Origin of the sequence: Euzebya rosea, from assembly GCF_003073135.1 — a bacterium.
GTDB lineage: Bacteria > Actinomycetota > Nitriliruptoria > Euzebyales > Euzebyaceae > Euzebya > Euzebya rosea.
The window spans coordinates 18,977-34,414 of record NZ_PGDQ01000012.1 but is presented as its reverse complement, the minus strand read 5'-3'; the positions used below and the strand labels follow the sequence as shown (position 1 = coordinate 34,414).

Annotated in this window: 15 protein-coding genes; 11 read left to right on the top strand and 4 right to left on the bottom strand. The window is 71.3% G+C overall.

The window, feature by feature from the left end; translation table 11 throughout:
- The first annotated feature begins 63 nt into the window (after positions 1-63).
- The 4 genes from CUC05_RS16165 to CUC05_RS16145 are packed head-to-tail and all read left to right on the top strand — an operon-like array spanning position 64 to position 4,919.
- Positions 64-1,509, top strand: a complete 1,446-nt coding sequence (locus CUC05_RS16165) for a YbbN family protein (protein WP_108667166.1) — start codon at positions 64-66, stop codon at positions 1,507-1,509.
- Positions 1,506-2,024 (top strand): UGSC family (seleno)protein, encoded by a 519-nt coding sequence (locus CUC05_RS25915; protein WP_276308911.1) that lies wholly within the window; start codon positions 1,506-1,508, stop codon positions 2,022-2,024. Before CUC05_RS16165 ends, CUC05_RS25915 begins: the two co-directional genes overlap by 4 nt.
- Positions 2,025-2,073: 49 nt before the next feature.
- Complete coding sequence (locus tag CUC05_RS16150; protein WP_108667163.1) at positions 2,074-4,464, top strand: apiosidase-like domain-containing protein; 2,391 nt, start codon at positions 2,074-2,076, stop codon at positions 4,462-4,464.
- Between the two features lie 38 nt (positions 4,465-4,502).
- Positions 4,503-4,919, top strand: coding sequence for a hypothetical protein (locus CUC05_RS16145; RefSeq protein WP_157965651.1), 417 nt, complete (start codon positions 4,503-4,505; stop codon positions 4,917-4,919).
- A gap of 17 nt (positions 4,920-4,936) precedes the next feature.
- Here the strand turns inward: CUC05_RS16145 and CUC05_RS16140 are convergent, their stop codons facing one another.
- Positions 4,937-5,512: a Uma2 family endonuclease gene (locus CUC05_RS16140; RefSeq protein WP_108667161.1), complete on the bottom strand. Its 576-nt coding sequence runs from the start codon at positions 5,510-5,512 to the stop codon at positions 4,937-4,939.
- Positions 5,513-5,750: 238 nt separating this feature from the next.
- Between CUC05_RS16140 and CUC05_RS16135 the strand changes: the two genes are divergently transcribed.
- Positions 5,751-6,140 (top strand): hypothetical protein, encoded by a 390-nt coding sequence (locus tag CUC05_RS16135; RefSeq protein ID WP_157965650.1) that lies wholly within the window; start codon positions 5,751-5,753, stop codon positions 6,138-6,140.
- A gap of 499 nt (positions 6,141-6,639) precedes the next feature.
- Here CUC05_RS16135 and CUC05_RS16130 read toward each other — a convergent pair whose 3' ends face one another.
- Positions 6,640-6,945, bottom strand: coding sequence for a hypothetical protein (locus CUC05_RS16130; RefSeq protein ID WP_108667159.1), 306 nt, complete (start codon positions 6,943-6,945; stop codon positions 6,640-6,642).
- Positions 6,946-7,032: 87 nt separating this feature from the next.
- Positions 7,033-7,836, bottom strand: a complete 804-nt coding sequence (locus tag CUC05_RS16125) for a hypothetical protein (protein WP_108667158.1) — start codon at positions 7,834-7,836, stop codon at positions 7,033-7,035.
- Between the two features lie 149 nt (positions 7,837-7,985).
- Here CUC05_RS16125 and CUC05_RS16120 point away from each other — a divergent pair, with 149 nt between their 5' ends.
- The 5 genes from CUC05_RS16120 to CUC05_RS16100 all read left to right on the top strand — a co-directional run bounded on the left by CUC05_RS16120 (position 7,986) and on the right by CUC05_RS16100 (position 13,318).
- Complete coding sequence (locus CUC05_RS16120) at positions 7,986-9,563, top strand: cation:proton antiporter family protein (RefSeq protein WP_108667157.1); 1,578 nt, start codon at positions 7,986-7,988, stop codon at positions 9,561-9,563.
- Between the two features lie 205 nt (positions 9,564-9,768).
- Positions 9,769-10,881 carry a TRAP transporter substrate-binding protein gene (locus CUC05_RS16115; protein ID WP_108667156.1) on the top strand — a complete coding sequence of 371 codons (1,113 nt, stop codon included), beginning with the start codon at positions 9,769-9,771 and terminating at the stop codon, positions 10,879-10,881.
- Positions 10,878-11,435: a TRAP transporter small permease gene (locus tag CUC05_RS16110; RefSeq protein WP_157965649.1), complete on the top strand. Its 558-nt coding sequence runs from the start codon at positions 10,878-10,880 to the stop codon at positions 11,433-11,435. The genes CUC05_RS16115 and CUC05_RS16110 overlap by 4 nt, the downstream gene beginning before the upstream one ends.
- Positions 11,436-12,707 carry a TRAP transporter large permease gene (locus tag CUC05_RS16105; RefSeq protein ID WP_108667154.1) on the top strand — a complete coding sequence of 424 codons (1,272 nt, stop codon included), beginning with the start codon at positions 11,436-11,438 and terminating at the stop codon, positions 12,705-12,707. It begins immediately after the preceding gene.
- Positions 12,708-12,778: 71 nt separating this feature from the next.
- Entirely contained in the window at positions 12,779-13,318 is a 540-nt protein-coding gene (locus tag CUC05_RS16100) for an AAA family ATPase (RefSeq protein WP_108667153.1), read from the top strand.
- A gap of 44 nt (positions 13,319-13,362) precedes the next feature.
- Here the strand turns inward: CUC05_RS16100 and CUC05_RS25380 are convergent, their stop codons facing one another.
- Entirely contained in the window at positions 13,363-14,187 is an 825-nt protein-coding gene (locus tag CUC05_RS25380; RefSeq protein WP_205712374.1) for an excalibur calcium-binding domain-containing protein, read from the bottom strand.
- A gap of 338 nt (positions 14,188-14,525) precedes the next feature.
- Here CUC05_RS25380 and CUC05_RS16090 point away from each other — a divergent pair, with 338 nt between their 5' ends.
- Complete coding sequence (locus tag CUC05_RS16090) at positions 14,526-15,287, top strand: M23 family metallopeptidase (RefSeq protein WP_108667152.1); 762 nt, start codon at positions 14,526-14,528, stop codon at positions 15,285-15,287.
- Positions 15,288-15,438 lie beyond the last annotated feature (151 nt).

The following is a 15,438-nucleotide window of genomic DNA, read 5'->3' as shown; positions in this document are numbered from 1 at the left end:
CCGTTTGTCCACAGCTCCCCCGGCGAGGACCGGGACGGCGCCTGCGGTGTAGCGTCATCGTCGATGGCTTCACCGACCGTGCCGGACCTGCCCGAGGGCCTGGTCGTCGTGGTCAAGCGCGACTGCCCGACCTGCGTGCTGGTGGTCCCCGTCCTGGAACGGCTGTGGTCCACCGGCCTCGTGACCGTCGTCACCCAGGACGACCCCGCGTGGCCGGCGACCGTCGACCCCCTCCACGACGAGGACCTGTCGCTGTCGTGGCACCACGACATCGAGGTGGTGCCGACGGTGCTCAGGGTCGCCGACGGTGAGGTGGTCGACCGGATCGTCGGGTGGGATCGCGACGAGTGGGAGGCGTTCACCCGTCTGTCCGGGCTGGGGCCGGACCTGCCGGACTTCCGGCCCGGCTGCGGCTCGCTGTCGGCCGACCCCGACGTCGCCGACCGGCTGCGGGCACGCTTCGCCGGTGACGGGCTGGCCAGCCGCCGGGTGGAGCTCGCGTCGGCCGATGACGACATCGAGGCGATGTACGACCGTGGCTGGACCGACGGGCTGCCCGTCGTCCCGCCCACCCCCGAACGGGTCGCCGCGATGCTGACCGGCACCACCCGTGCGCCCGACGAGGTCGTCGCCGTCGTCCCGCCGAACCTGGCCGAGGCAACCGTGGAGAAGGTCGCGGTCAACGCCGTCATGGCCGGCTGCCGGCCGGAGTACCTCCCCGTCGTCATCGCCGCCGTCCAGGCGGCCTGCTCGGACTCCTTCAACATGCACGGCCTGCTGGCGACCACCTACTTCGCCGGACCGGTCGTGGTGGTCAACGGACCCGGCGCCCGACGGATCGGCATGAACAGCGGCATCAACGCCCTCGGCCAGGGCAACCGCGCCAACGCCACCATCGGCCGGGCGCTGAACCTGATCGTGCGCAACCTCGGCGGCGGGCGCCCCGGCGGGGTCGACCGGGCCACCCTCGGCCAGCCCGGCAAGTACACGTTCTGCTTCGCCGAGGACGAGGACGGTTCGCCCTGGACCTCCCTCGCCGTCGAGCGCGGCTTCTCCGCCGACGCGACCACCGTGACGGTGTTCGCCGGGTGCGGGGTGCACGGCATGATCGACCAGATCAGCCGACGCCCCGAGTCGCTGGCCGCATCGATGGCCGCCAGCCTGCGCAGCGTCGCCCACCCCAAGCTGGCCATGGCGTTCGACGCGATGCTGGTCGTCGCCCCCGAACACGCCCGGGTCTTCGCCGACGCCGGCTGGGACCGCGAACGGCTCCACGCCGAGCTGGCGACGCTGCTGACCATCCCGGGCAAGGAGATGGTCCGCGGCGCCGGCGGGATCGACGAGGGGCTGCCCGAGCAGGTCGCGGACATGGACATCCCCAAGTTCCGGCCCGGTGGCCTGCTGATCGTCCATGCCGGCGGCGCCGCTGGGATGTTCTCTGGCATCATCGGCGGATGGGTCAGCGGCGAGGCCGGTAGCGACCCGACGACCGTGGAGGTGCAGGCGTGACGACCAGGTGGGTGCTCGACCCGACCGACGAGCGCACCCCGGCGGTGCGGTCGCGCAACCCTCGCCCGGCGAGCCTCGACGGGAAGGTGGTCGGGTTGCTCGACATCTCCAAGGCGCGTGGCGACGTGTTCCTCGACCGCATCGAGGAGCGGCTGCGGGATCGTGGGGTGGCGGTCGAGCGGTACCGCAAGCCGACGTTCGCCAAGCCCGCCCCCGTTGACCTGCGGCAGGAGATCGCCGAGCAGTGCTACGTCGTCATCGAGGCGCTGGCCGACTGAGGCTCCTGCACGTCGTGCAGTGTGCATGACATCGCCGACCTCGAACGACGAGGTCTCGTGGGCGTGATGGTCGCCTCGACGGAGTTCGTCCAAGCTGCCGACACCCAGGCCGACGCGCTCGGGTTCGACGCCGCTCGCGTGTTCGTGCCCCACCCGATCCAGGACCGCACCGACGCGGAGCTCGTCGCGCTGGCCGACGCGGCCTTCGAGGAGATCCTTTCCCGGGTGACCATGTGATCAGGGGCGGGCGTCCTGCAGCTTCGGGACGGTCGTAGACTCCTCTCGTGTGGCACCGCACCGTCGTTTCGTCCTGATCCTGCTGTCCCTCGCCCTCGTCCTGGCCGCCTGCGCCGGCGAGGCGGACGTATCGTCCCCTGTCGGTTCGTCCAGCGCGGAACGAACAGCCACCCCGGCTGTCGGCCCCGACGATCCGTCGACCGAGGACGCCCCCGCAACCACCGGCCCGGCGTTCGACGAGGCGACGGACGGGCAGGGCATCGCCGACGCGGCCCAGCTGACACGACCCACCTTCCCCCTCGCGGTCGACGCGACGAACCGTCACCTGGTCGACGCCGACGGCGACCCCTTCCTCATCCATGGCGACGCGGCCTGGTCACTCGTCCTGCAGCTCGACGCCCAGGAGACCGCCGACTACCTCACCACCAGGCGCGAGCAGGGGTTCAACACCCTCGTCGTCAACCTGATCGAGCACGAGTTCGCCGATGACCCGCCACGTGACGAAGCGGGCAACGACCCGTTCGCCTCGCCCGGTGACTTCTCCGCCCCCAACGACGCCTACTTCGATGCGGCGGTCGATCAGGTGCGGCAGGCCGCCGACGAGGGGTTCATGGTCCTGCTCGCGCCCGCCTACCTCGGGTTCGACGGGGGCACGGAGGGCTGGTACCAGGACATGCTGGCGGCCGGCGAACAGGTCATGGAGGACTACGGTCGTTACGTCGGACAGAAGTTCGCCGACGCCGACAACGTCGTGTGGTTGCACGCCGGCGACTACTCCCCGCCGCCCGAGGGCCTCCGGCTGGTCGAGGCCGTCGAGCGTGGGCTGGCAGCCGCTGGGGCGTCCCAGCTCCGCACCGCCCACGGCACGCCCGGGGACAGCGCCACCGACCTCGGCCTCGACCTCGCGCTCGACATCGACGCCACCTACACCTACGACCCCGCCTACGTGAAGTCGCGGGACGACCACACCGACGAGATCGACATCCCGCACTTCCTGTTCGAGACCGCCTACGAGGAGGAGCGCGACGTCACCCGGCAGGAGCTCCGGGCCCAGTCCTACGGGTCGCTGCTGAGCGGCGCCGCCGGGCAGGTCTACGGCCACTCTGCCATCTGGCAGTTCGTGTCCGTCTGGCGGGACGCCCTGGACGCGCCCGGCGCACGGGACCAGGTCCACGTCCGCACCCTCTTCGAACGCCTGCCGTGGACGGTGCTCGAACCCGACCTCGACGCATCGCTGGTCGTGGAGGGATCCGGCAACTACGGCCAGGAGGACTTCGCCGTGGCAGCGGCCACCGCCGACCGCAGCGTGTCCGTGGTGTACCTGCCCACCTTGCGGTCCATCGCGCTGGACCTCCGGCAGGACCCGTCAGGGGCGACCGTGCGGTGGTACGACCCCGTCGACGGCACCACCGTTGACGCCGCCCCCGAGCTGACCGCCACCGGGGTCCGCGTGGCACCGCCGGGAAGCAACGCCGGTGGTGACGACGACTGGGTCCTGCTGGTCGAGGCAGGTGGCGACGGCGGGGCCGAGGAGCTGTCGAGGATCGAGGGCAGCGAGCGGATCGCCACTGCCGTCGCGGTGTCCCAGCGCGTGCTCGACGGTGCGGGGGCGGTGGTCCTCGCCAGCGCGGCGACGTTTCCCGACGCGCTGGTGAGCGCGCCCCTGGCGATCGCCGAGGACGCCGCCCTGCTGCTGACCGACCGGTCGGCGGTCCCGCAGGTGACGCTGGACGAGATCGACCGGCTGGGGGCCGGACGGGTGATCGTGCTGGGCGGCCCGGCGGCCATCGACGAGGCGGTGGTGCGGGCCCTGCGCCAGCGGGGGCTCGACGTCGAGCGGGTGAGCGGCGAGGACCGCATCGCCACGGCTGTGGCGGCCGCCCAGCGGACCGGCGGGAACCCGTCGATCGTGGTCCTCGCATCGGGCTTCGCCTTCCCCGACGGGCTGTCCGGGGCGGCCCTGGCCGGCGCACTCGAGGCGCCGCTGCTGCTGACCGACGGCCGCACGGTGTCGGCGGGGACCGGAGCGGTGATCGGGCAGGCCGAGGTGCTGGTGGTCGGTGGGCAGGCGGTCGTCGACGAGCAGGTGCTGGACGACCTGCGGGCGCAGGGCGCCACCGTGACCCGCCTCGGGGGCGATGGCCGCTACGACACCTCCCGGCTGGCGGCGGAGGAAGCCGTCGCCCGGACGGGCCAGCCGGCATCGGTGTGGATCGCGACCGGCCGTGACTTCCCCGACGCGCTGTCCGCCGCGGCAGCCGCCGTTCGCGACGACGGTGTCGTCCTGCTGACCGAGGGGCTGGCCGGCGCCGTCCCGTCGTCAACCGCGTCGGCGCTCGGATCGCTGGGGACGTGTCGCTCGCAGGTTCGACTGGTTGGTGGGGCCGCCGCGATCTCCGCCTCGCACGAGCGGGCGATCGCCGGCGTCCTGGGGTGTTGACCACCGTGGGCCGGCCGGTGCGGCGCGGTGCCGGAGGGATGATCGTCGCATTGGCCCTGCTGGCTGCCATGGTTGGCTGCGCCGAGGACACGGCGTCGACCGACGGCGCCGGCGCGGCCAGCCCGACCGTGGAGGACGCGACGGTGCAGCAGTCGTTCCCGGACGTCATCGACGCCGAGCTGGCACGGTCCGGGGAGGCGTGGACGCTGTCGGCGACGATCTCCTCGCCGTACGACTCACCCGAGCGGTACGCCGACGCCTTCCGTGCGCTGGCGCCCGACGGGTCCGAGCTCGGTGTGCGCGTGCTGACCCACGACCATGCCAACGAGCAGCCGTTCACGCGGTCCCTGACCGGCTTGGTCATCCCCGACGGCGTCGAGGAGATCACCGTGGAGGGCCGTGACCTCGCCAACGGCTGGGGCGGCCGGACGGTCACCGTGGCCGTGCCCGGCTGAGGCCCGGCACACCGCCGTCAGAAGTCGAAGAGCTCGTCGAGGTCGACGGTCACGTCGGTCACCCCAACGGGCTCGAGGAGACCGCTGGTCAGGCGGTCGATGGTTGCCCACGTGCCGTCTGGCCGGGGGTCGGTGTGGCGGATCACCACGCGATGGACGGCGTCGATGACCCAGTACTCGGGATAACCAGCGGCCGCGTATCGCCTGGCCTTCTCGCCGAGGTCGAACGCGAGGCTCGACTCGGCCACCTCGATCACCAGCAGCGCTTCGCTGGTCTTCCCGACGCCGCCGTACCTGGGCAGCGGGAGGATCGACAGGTCGGGTTCGGGTTCGGAGATGTCGTCGACCTGCAGGGGCCCCTGGACGCTGACCGAGTGTCGCCCGTGGACCTGGTGGGCCAGGATCATCGTCAGGTCGACGATCAGCTGGAAGTGGGGGTCCTTCTGCGGGGTCATCTCGATCAGCAGCCCTCCGACGAGCTGCACCTTCGAGCCCTCGAAGACCCCGAGGTCGATCAGGCGGTTGTACTCCTCCCGCGTGAGCGGGCGGAACTCGTCGGGGAGCGTCGTGGGTGGCGCGAGCAACGTGGTCATCTCCCGTTGATGGTCGCCGGATGGAGCCCGCCGGGCCGTGCGACGGCCGGGCGCCGTGGACAACCGTAGTCCATCCGAGGCGCCCGTGGCGGTGCCGTGGGCCGGCCTCGAGCAATGACTAATCGACAGTTGTCAACAGGTGTGGACACAGCTTTACGAGATTTAAGATGTAATGAACAGCACTGTTGGACAAGGGGTGCTCGACATGCGGAACCACGTACACGTGAACGGATGGGGCTTGTTGGGGTCGGACCTGGGGTTGGCCGTGCTGGAGGAGGCCGACGAAGGAGAGGTCGCAGCAGCTGCCGAGCGGCTGCTGGCGGGCGGGTCGGCAGCCGTCGCGATCGCGGACGGGGTCGACCGGTTGGGGTTCGACATGGCCGACTCGGGCTGGGCCGGTGCGATGGCTGACGCCTACATGGGGTCGTGGCAGACGCTGGTCGAACCCTGCAAGGGCATGGCCGAGACTGCCGAGTACGCAGGTCGTGCCCTCTCGGGGTGGGCCGAGACGCTGCAACTCCTGCGGGCCGAGGCACGAAGGCTCCTGGCCGACGTGGAGGCACACATCGCGAGTGGCACCAGCAGGACGATCGACGGGTGCAGCTGCTGGGCGAGGCCGACGACCTGACTCGCCGTGCAGACCGACTCGAGGGAGTGCAGGGCCAGGAACCCCACCAGCGGTCCCTCCGCATGCGGGCGTCGTCGCGGTACGAGGCCGCGAACGCTGCTCGGGACCGATGCACGACGCTCGAGGCCGACCTCGCGCGGCTGCATGTCCGGGCTCGGCAGCTGGACGAGGCGTTCGCCGATGGTGCCGCCGCGGTGGCACGGACCCTCCGGGCGAACACGCCGACCATGGACGGCCGGGTGACGTTCGACGGAGGTGTGCCGTGTGCGGTGCCGCGCCCCGAGACGCCTTCGTGGCCGCGGTGTTCGACACCTTCAGCGGTCGCGTCATGGCCGAGCTGCGAACACACGCCCCCGAGCTCGCCGAGGTCATGGCCGGGTCTTCGACGAGCCACAGCTGGTCGCGACGCCGGTCGTGCGCAACGGGGTGGCGGCGGGTGTGGCGGACGTGGCGCAGGTGGGGCAGGCGATCCTCGGCCTGGTCGGCACGGTGGCCTTCGTCATCGGTTCCGGGGGGGACCCTCCTGCTGGTCGGGAGCATCGCCCTTGGCGCGACGGAAGCGATCGCGGGTGCCGTCGCCGGAGAACCCGAACACGTGGACCATGGGTTGCTCGCGGGCGCAGTTGCGGCGGGAGGGGTCGTGCGGCTGCCCGGTGCGCTCGCCGGCGTTCCCGGTCAGATGGCGACGTCGCTGGGTTTCGCCCTGGACGGCGCACACCCCGGCAATTCGCCGGGCTTCCTCCTCGACGTTCCGGAGGACACGCTCGGTCCGGTGCTCGAGGTCCTGGCCCGCATCGATGCCCAACGGCGCGACGTCACCTCCGGGATCGACCTGCCGACGTCACCGGCCGCGCTCGTCGACCCCCGGATTCCCGTGCTGGTGGACGTCCCCTCATGGGCCCATGGCCCCGGTGCGCCAGGCCAGCGCAACGATGTGCGGAACCCACACCCCGCCGACGATGACCAGGGCGAAGAGGACGTCACGACTCACCCGGCGCCATGGCAACCGGGCCACCCGGATGGCCGCCAACCACAGGACAGCCATGTCGATGGCCACGCTGAGCACGAGGTTCGCCGTCTCGGACGTGGTCAGGGGGAACGGCGCCGCCAGCACGAAGGGAAGGGCCCCGAGCGAACCGGCCGCGTACTCCACGAACATCAGTCGACGGTCTCGGCGATCGACGGGGCCCGCGAGGGCCACGGTGGGCACCCAGGTCAGGTCGGCCTTCGCATCGTCGAAGTGGCCATGACCCACGAGCTCGGCGTGCTCGAGGAACCGCTGGCGTTCGGCGGTGCCGTCGCTCCGGCCGCGTAGGGCAAGGCTGATGACGAGGATCACCCCGACCCCGACGACCTGGGCGCTCACCCCGAGGAGGAGGACGGCAGTGGGCACCACGACGAGCAGTGCCGCGACGATCGCCAAGCGCTGCTCGACGGTGATCGTCGGCACGTCCCCGAACCGCAGGCGTACCAGCCGCTCCGGGGTTGCGGCGTCGGCGACCACGACCTCACCTTGCTCGCTCGCGTCGACGCTGGCCTTCGGCCCGAACTGCCACTCCCGTGCGCCTCGTCGGAGCACGACGCGGCCGTCGGTGTAGGCACGAAGGCTGCCGGGCTGCATCCGCCCGTGTCCGGGCGCGAGGGACACCGTCATCTCCAGCTCGGCGTCGTTCCTGTCGATCCCTGCCGTCGTCATCCGGCCCTACCCCCTGCCACCACCATGTCGGGGGCAATCTAGCGCGAGCCGCACGAGGGCCCGAACGGTTGTGCACAGCCTTGTTCCTCCCGGCCCCTACGCGATCTGGGGGATGTGCGCGTCCGCGAGACAGGCGATGATCCACACCCATGGACATCGCGCTCCTGCTGGCCGCCTTCGGGTTCGGCTTCCTTGCGCGCACCGTTGGGCTGCCCCCGCTGATCGGGTACATCGCCGCCGGGTTCGTCCTCCACGGGTTCGGGTTCGAGGCCACCTCCGCCATCGAGGTCGTCGCCGACGTCGGGATCCTCCTGCTGCTCTTCGGCATCGGCCTGAAGCTGCGGGTCCGCACGCTGGCCGCGCCGCAGGTCTGGGGCACCGCCACCGCCTTCGCGGTCCTGGCCACCGCCGGGATGGCTGGCCTGCTCTGGCTCGTCGGATGGCTCGGCCTCCCGCTGGCCGCCGACCTCGACCCCGTCGGGCTGGTCGTCATCGGGTTCGCCTTCTCCTTCTGCTCCACCGTGTTCACCGTCAAGGTCCTGGAGCAGGGCAACGAAACGGCGTCGGTCGCCGGCCGCGTCGCCATCGGCGTGCTGATCCTGCAGGACGTCTTCGCCGTGGCCTTCCTCGTCGCGGTCGGCGGCACCCAGCCCTCCCCTTGGGCGCTGCTTGTCGTCCCGGCGTTCCTGATCGTCGGTCCGCTGCTCGGCTGGCTCCTCGACCGGGTCGGCCACGGCGAGACGCTGGTGCTCCTCGGGTTCACCGCGGCCGTCGGTGTCGGCGCCGAGCTGTTCTCGCTGGTCGACCTCAAGCCGGACCTGGGCGCGCTCGTCGCCGGGATCCTGCTCGCCAACCATCGACGTGCCCCCGAGCTGGCCAGCCGGCTGCTGGACTTCAAGGACCTGCTCCTCGTCGGGTTCTTCCTGTCCATCGGGCTGGCCGGCATCCCGACGGGGCCCGCATGGGCGATCGGCGGCATCGTCCTGGTCGTCCTCCCCCTGCGCACCCTCCTGCTGGTCTGGTTGTTCACCCGGTTCCGACTGCGGGCCCGAACCTCCCTCGGCGCGGCGCTCCACCTGTCGACCCACAGCGAGTTCGGCCTGATCGTGGCGGCGGCCGCGCTGGGGGAGGGGCTCATCGACGAGGAGTGGCTGGCCGCCCTCGCCGTGGCGGTCGGGCTGTCGTTCGTGGCGGCGTCGATCGGGGGGCGGCTGCGGTACGCGCTTCACGGGCGGGTGGGCGACGCCCTGGCCTCCCTCGAGCGACATCCGACCGTGGCCGAGGACGCGGTCATCGACATCGCCGACGCGCGGATCCTGGTCTTCGGGATGGGGCGGGTCGGCACGGGCGCCTTCGACGAGCTGGTCATCCGTCGAGGCAACTGCGTGCTCGGCGTCGATGTCGACGAGGCCAAGCTGCTGCGCCATGTCGGGAGGGGGCGCAACGTCATCCGGGGCGACGCGCTGGATCGGGACTTCTGGGAGCGGGTCCGGCTGCACCCCGACGTCGAGCTCGTCGTGGTGACCATGGGCCGCCACCACGCCAACGTCGAGTGCGTCAAGCGGGTCCGCGAGTTCCTCCCCGACGTGCGCATCGCCGCCGTCGCCAACTACCCCGACCAGGTCGCCGAGCTGCAGGCCGCCGGCGTCGACGTGGCCCGCAACCTTCACGAAGAAGCCGGGCAGGCCCTCGCCGACGACACGCTCGGCGCGATCCACGGCACCTGACACCCTCCCGCCCCCGCGGTCTCGTTGTCGTGGAGTTCACGGATATTGATGCGCCTGCTTGTCGTGGTGCCCTAGTGTTCTACCGACCAGTCAGTAGATCGTCTGTTGCGCGCTGGGGAACGGCGCGAACGACAGGCGCATCAGTCGCCCTCGTGGCGAGAGCCGACCGCCCCCTCGGGCGGTGATGACACATGGAGAACACACGATGCACGACAGGGCCACCACGACACCGACCCGGGCGATCGCGTTCGCGCTGCTGCTGGTCATGATGCTGACCGCTTGCAGCTCCAGCGACGGTGACGCCGCAGACACCGGCACCGACGAGGCCGCGGACGCGACCGACGCAACCGAGGCCGCAGGGCCCGACGACGAGGCTGCGGGAACCGAGGACTGCGAGTCCGGCATCGAAACGCGGTTCGCCCACCACCTCGGTGACACCGTGATCGGCCACGACGCGTTCGTCGCCATGGGCGAGGAGATCGAGGCGGCCACCGACGGCCGGATCACCATGGAGGTCTTCCCCGCCGGGCAGCTGGGCGGCATCGCCGAGTGGGCGGGCCTGCTCCGCGACGGCGTGATCGAGTTCGCGTGGTCCGACGCCTCGACCCTGGGTGCGGTCGTGCCCGACGTCGCCGCACCGAACCTGCCGTTCCTCTTCGAGAACGAGGAGGAGTTCCACCAGATCATGGACGGGCCGATCGGTGAGGACATCAACGCGCTGATCCTCGAGGAGGCCGGTATCGAGATCCTCGGCTGGTCCTCCGTGGGCGCGCTCATCCCCTTCTTCGGCGGCGTCGACGCCGCGACCACCCCAGAGGATCTGCAGGGCCTGGCCATCCGCGTGCCCGAGGCCCCCGTCGCCGTCGAGGCCTGGCGGCTGCTCGGTGCCGAGCCGGTCGCCATGCCGCTCGGTGACGCCTACACCGCGCTGCAGACCGGGGCGATCAACGCCTACTGGCTGCCGTACTGGGCGACCCGTGCAACCTCGATGTACGAGGTCAGCGACAGCATGAGCGAGCTGCCGGTCGCCTACGCCAACCTCGCCATCGCCGTCGACCCCAACTTCCTGTCCGGGCTGTGCGAGGCCGACCAGGCCGCCATCCGGACCGCCGCCAGCAACGCCGAGGCCGCCAACCGCGAGGGCTGGCCGGCCGCTGACGTCGCCGACCGCGAGTACCTCATCGAGCAGGGCATCGAGGTCGCCGAGGTCGAGGACGTCGACGCCTTCCGCCAGCTCGTGCTGCCGCAGTGGGAGGAGTTCGAGGCCAACGCCACCACCGACCTGTTCACCCGCATGCGGGCGGAGCTCGGGCGGTGACCCGGGCGCCCTCCCGGCTGGACTCCGCCTGGCGGCTCTACGTCAGGGCGCTGCAGGTCACCGTGGCGGGCCTGCTGCTGCTGGTGATCGGCATCACGCTGACGAACGTCCTCAACCGGTACGTGGGGCTGGTGACCGTCGACTGGACCGACGAGACGGCCCGACGGATCCTCGTGTGGATGACGTTCGTCGGCGGTGCGCTGGCGGTCGCCAACGGCTCGCACCTGCGGATCGACACCCTGTCGGTCGACGCCGACAGCCGGGCCGGCAGGGTGCTGCGCTGGATCGTCGGCGGGCTGTCGGTGGTGTTCTTCCTGCTGCTCGCGACGGAGGGCCTGCGGTTCGCCGTCGCCAACCTCGACCGGCTGAGCCCGGCCATGGAGGTCTCGACGACGTGGACCTTCGCCAGCGGCCCGATCGGTGGCCTGCTGTTCCTGCTGGCCTTCCTCGGCCGGGTCCTCCTCGGGGAGCCGGACCCGGTCCGGATCGAGGAGTCCGTGGCCGTTGATGGCGACGCCGATGCGGTCGTCGTCGAGCGGGGAGGGGTGGTCTAGGTGGAAGGCGTCGCGCTCATCGGGGTCTTCCTCGTCATGTCGGCCATCGGTGTGCCGCTGGCCTACGCCATGGGGGTGTCGACGCTGGCGGCGATGCTGTGGCTCGACATCCCGCTGACGGCCCTGTTCAGCCGCTCGTTCGCCGGCATCGACTCCTTCAGCCTGCTGGCGATCCCGTTCTTCATCTTCGTCGGCGAGCTGCTGACCGGTGGAGGGATGTCCCAGCGCATCATCGACTTCGCCAACTCCCTGATCGGCTGGGTCAAGGGTGGGCTCGGCCTGGTGAACGTCGGCGGCAGCGTGCTGTTCGCCGGGGTGTCCGGGTCGTCCGCGGCGGACACCGCAGCCATCGGCGGGGTCATGATCCCCGCCATGAAGAAGGCCGGCTACGAGCCGGGCTTCGCCGCCGCGGTGACCGCCAGCTCGGCGACGATCGGGTCGCTGATCCCACCGAGCGTGCTGCTGATCATCTACGGCGGCATCTCGGGGTTGTCGATCGGCGACCTCTTCCTCGCCGGGGTCCTGCCGGGCCTGTCCGTCGGGCTGGCGCTGGGCATCATCACGTGGTGGTCGGGACGCAAGCAGGTCGGTGCACAGGTGCCGTTCTCGCTGGCCAACGTCTGGCGCACCGCCAAGCGCTCGATCCTCGCCGGGGTGCTGCCCGCGCTGCTGGTCTACGGGATCCTCGAGGGGCTGTTCACCGCGACCGAGGGTGGCGTCGTCGCCGTCGTCTACTCGCTGGTGATCGGCAAGCTGGTCTACCGCGAGCTGACCTGGTCGATGGTTGGCCGCATGGCGATCCGGACCGGTGAGCTGACCGGCGTCCTGCTGCTGCTGCTGTTCGTGGCGACGAGCTTCGCATGGGTGCTGGCGTTCGTCGGCCTGCCCCGCCTGGTCGTGGATGCGCTGGTCGGCCTGAGCGACAACCCGCGGATCATCCTGCTGGTCGTCATCGGGTTCCTGCTGGTGTTCGGCATGTTCGTCGAGACCGTCGCCGCGGCCACGATCATCACCCCGGTGCTGCTGCCCCTCGGGCCCGAGCTGGGACTGGACCCGCTGCACCTCGGCATGATCATCATCACCGCGCTGCTGGTCGGCACGGTGACCCCGCCCGTGGGGATCCTGCTGTACATCTGCGCCGGCCTGGCCGACGTCGGTACGGGTCAGGCGGTGCGTGCGGTCACGCCGTTCCTCGCCGTGTTGGCGCTGGTCGTCGTCGTGGTGGCGTTCGTGCCCGAGCTGACCGTCTGGCTCCCGTCCCTTGCGTTGTAGCGGGGCGGGCCGACGGGTGTCGGCTCGCCCCCGTTCATCTCCCGGGATGTTGCTGTACTAGCGTCCTCCGCATGCGGATCGTCGTCTCGGGCACCCATGCAAGCGGCAAGAGCACCCTCGTCGCCGACTTCGCGCGCAGGGCAGCGGGGTTCGAGGTGTTCCCCGACCCCTTCGAGCTGCTCGACGAGACCCCGGACGATCCCGACGTGGACGTGTTCCTGGCCCAGCTGTGGCTTTCGGCCGACCGGCTCGTCGAGGTGCCGGCCGGGGCGCGGGTGATCGCCGAGCGTGGGCCGTTGGACTTCGTCGCCTACCTCGACGCGCTGGAGGCGCTGGGTCGTCCGGCCGCCCCGGAGGCGGAACGCGAGCGAGAGGTCGGGGCGGCGGCGGACGCGATGCAGCACGTCGACCTGCTCGTGGTGCTGCCGCTGTCGACGCACGACCGCATCGAGGTGTCGGAGGACGAGGACCCCGAGCTGCGCACGGCGATGGATGCGGCCCTGCTGGACCTCGTCGATGCCCCAGCGGTCGTCGCAGGGACGCGGGTCCTGGAGGTCAGCGGGCGGCCGGAGGAACGGCTGGCCCAGCTTGTGGCCGCGACCACGGGGTGACGGCTGTGTGGGCGGTGTCGGTCTCGCTCACGTCGTCGCTGGTGTCAGGTCTCGCAGGCGATGCCGTCGCCGTCCCCGTCGAACTGTGACCGGTAGTGCGGATGCGAGCGGGACATGTTGGAGTGCCCGTGCGCGCGTTCCTCGCTGCAGTTGCGGCCGACACCCGCGCCCGAGGTGTGCGTGTCAGCGGGTTGCTGGGCGGGGGAGGGGCTGGTCGTGACGTCGTCCGGCGACACGCCCGTGTGGGCGGGCGGGTCGTGGCTCCCCCGGTTCGGTCCGCACACCCGGCCGCCGTTCCAGTAGACGTCGCAGGTGCCGCGGGTCTCCATGCGCGACCTGGTGCCGCAGGCTGGTGAGGCCGACCCCCGACAGACGTACTCGCCGGTGTTGGTCTCGCACACGATGTCGCCCCGGTCGGGGTTGATCACGCAGTTGCCTCGATGGGCGGTCGTGGAGGCAGGCCGAGGTGCGGGTGCGGCCACCGGCTGGAGGGTTGCCGTCGTGTCCTCTTCCAGGGTCGTTCGGGCATCGCGGACCTCTCGTTCGAGCCGCCGGCGCTCGGCATCCAGGGCACGACGTTCGTCGTTGAGGTCGTCGATCTCGGCGTCCAGCTCCTCGACCTCACCTCGCCGCTCGTCGAGCAGCTCGCCGAGGGCCACGAGCTCGGCCTCCGCGTCCTCGACCCTCCGCTGGGTGGACAGCGCCTGACCGGCGAGCTGCTCGTTGCGGCTCAGCAGCTCGGCCCGTTCCTCGCGAAGCTCGCTGATGTCGGTCGGTGCGATGGCATCCGGGGTCGACGGCGGCGCGCATCCCGCGAGGAGGGCTGCCGCCGTCAGCCATGCCGCGACGGTCCGCGAAGGACTGCTCATGGTTGCTGGGTTCCTGACTGCGTTGAGGACGTGACCGGCCCCGCGACTGCGGTCGCAGGGCGCCGGAGGAGGGAACGAGCGAATGTCCCCGGTGTTACGCACCAGCCTCCTCCGCCAGTGGCGTCACATGTGACGGTGGCGCAGACCGATGGTCACTTCGAGCCGTGGCCGGCCGGGCAGGGGCCGAACGGTCGGGTGCGGGCCTGAGGGGGCGCCGCACAGTGGACCGTCGACGTGCCGCCATGCCGCCGCGCCCGAGCCCACCCTCCCGCTCCGCGCCTGCGCTTGCCCTGACCTTCCCCCCGCGGCGCGTCGACCGACGTGAGGAGCTTTCCCCCATGCCCGTCCTTCGACGCCTGTCCCCGTTCCTGCTGATCGCCGTGATGGCCCTGCTGCCATCGACGGCCTCCGCCCTTCCCCTCGGCCCCACCGCCCCGACCGACAGCCTGACCACCGAGCCCGAGGACGACGCCGACGCCGAGCCCGACGCCGAGGAGGGGATCTTCTTCCCGGTCCGCCTGCCGCTCGACGCGATGGACAACACCTGGGGCGCGCCGCGGTCCGGCGGCCGCAGCCACCAGGGCACCGACATCCTCGCCCCGCAGATGGCCCCCGCCTACGCCACCGTCGACGGCGAGATCATCCGCGCCAGGGGCGAGGACTGCGTCGATGGCCAGGTCTGTCGGGACTACTACCTGGCGATCGCCGGCGACGACGGCCGCGGGTACCTCTACATCCACCTCAACGACGACACCCCCCACCGGCCCAACGGCTGTGACGGCCTCGGCGGGGTCGAGCACGCCTTCGCCCCACGGCTCGTCGAGGAGCTCCGGCAGCGCGGCACCCTCGAGGGCGTCCGTGTCGAAGCCGGGGAGCACATCGGCTACACCGGCTCCTCCGGCAACGCCGACTGCGGCGTGGACCACATCCACTTCGAGATCTGGGAGGGCTACGACTGGGGCGCCTCCGGCCGGGTCAACCCCTACGACGAGCTGGTCGCCGCCATCGACGCCGGCAACACCCGCCACGAGGTCGACGACCTCGGCGCCCCGGCCATCCGGGCCCTGCTGGCCTCACAGCTGGCGATCACCCTGAACTAGCGACACGTCGAGCCGACCGCAGCTCTCCCTCCAACACCGACGGCGAGATCTGCTGGCAGGGTGCGGTCGTTGCGGACCGTGCTGATCGGAACCTGTCCGTCCTTGCCACCATCCGGGGGCATGACCTACCGTGACTAGTGTCTGACCGACG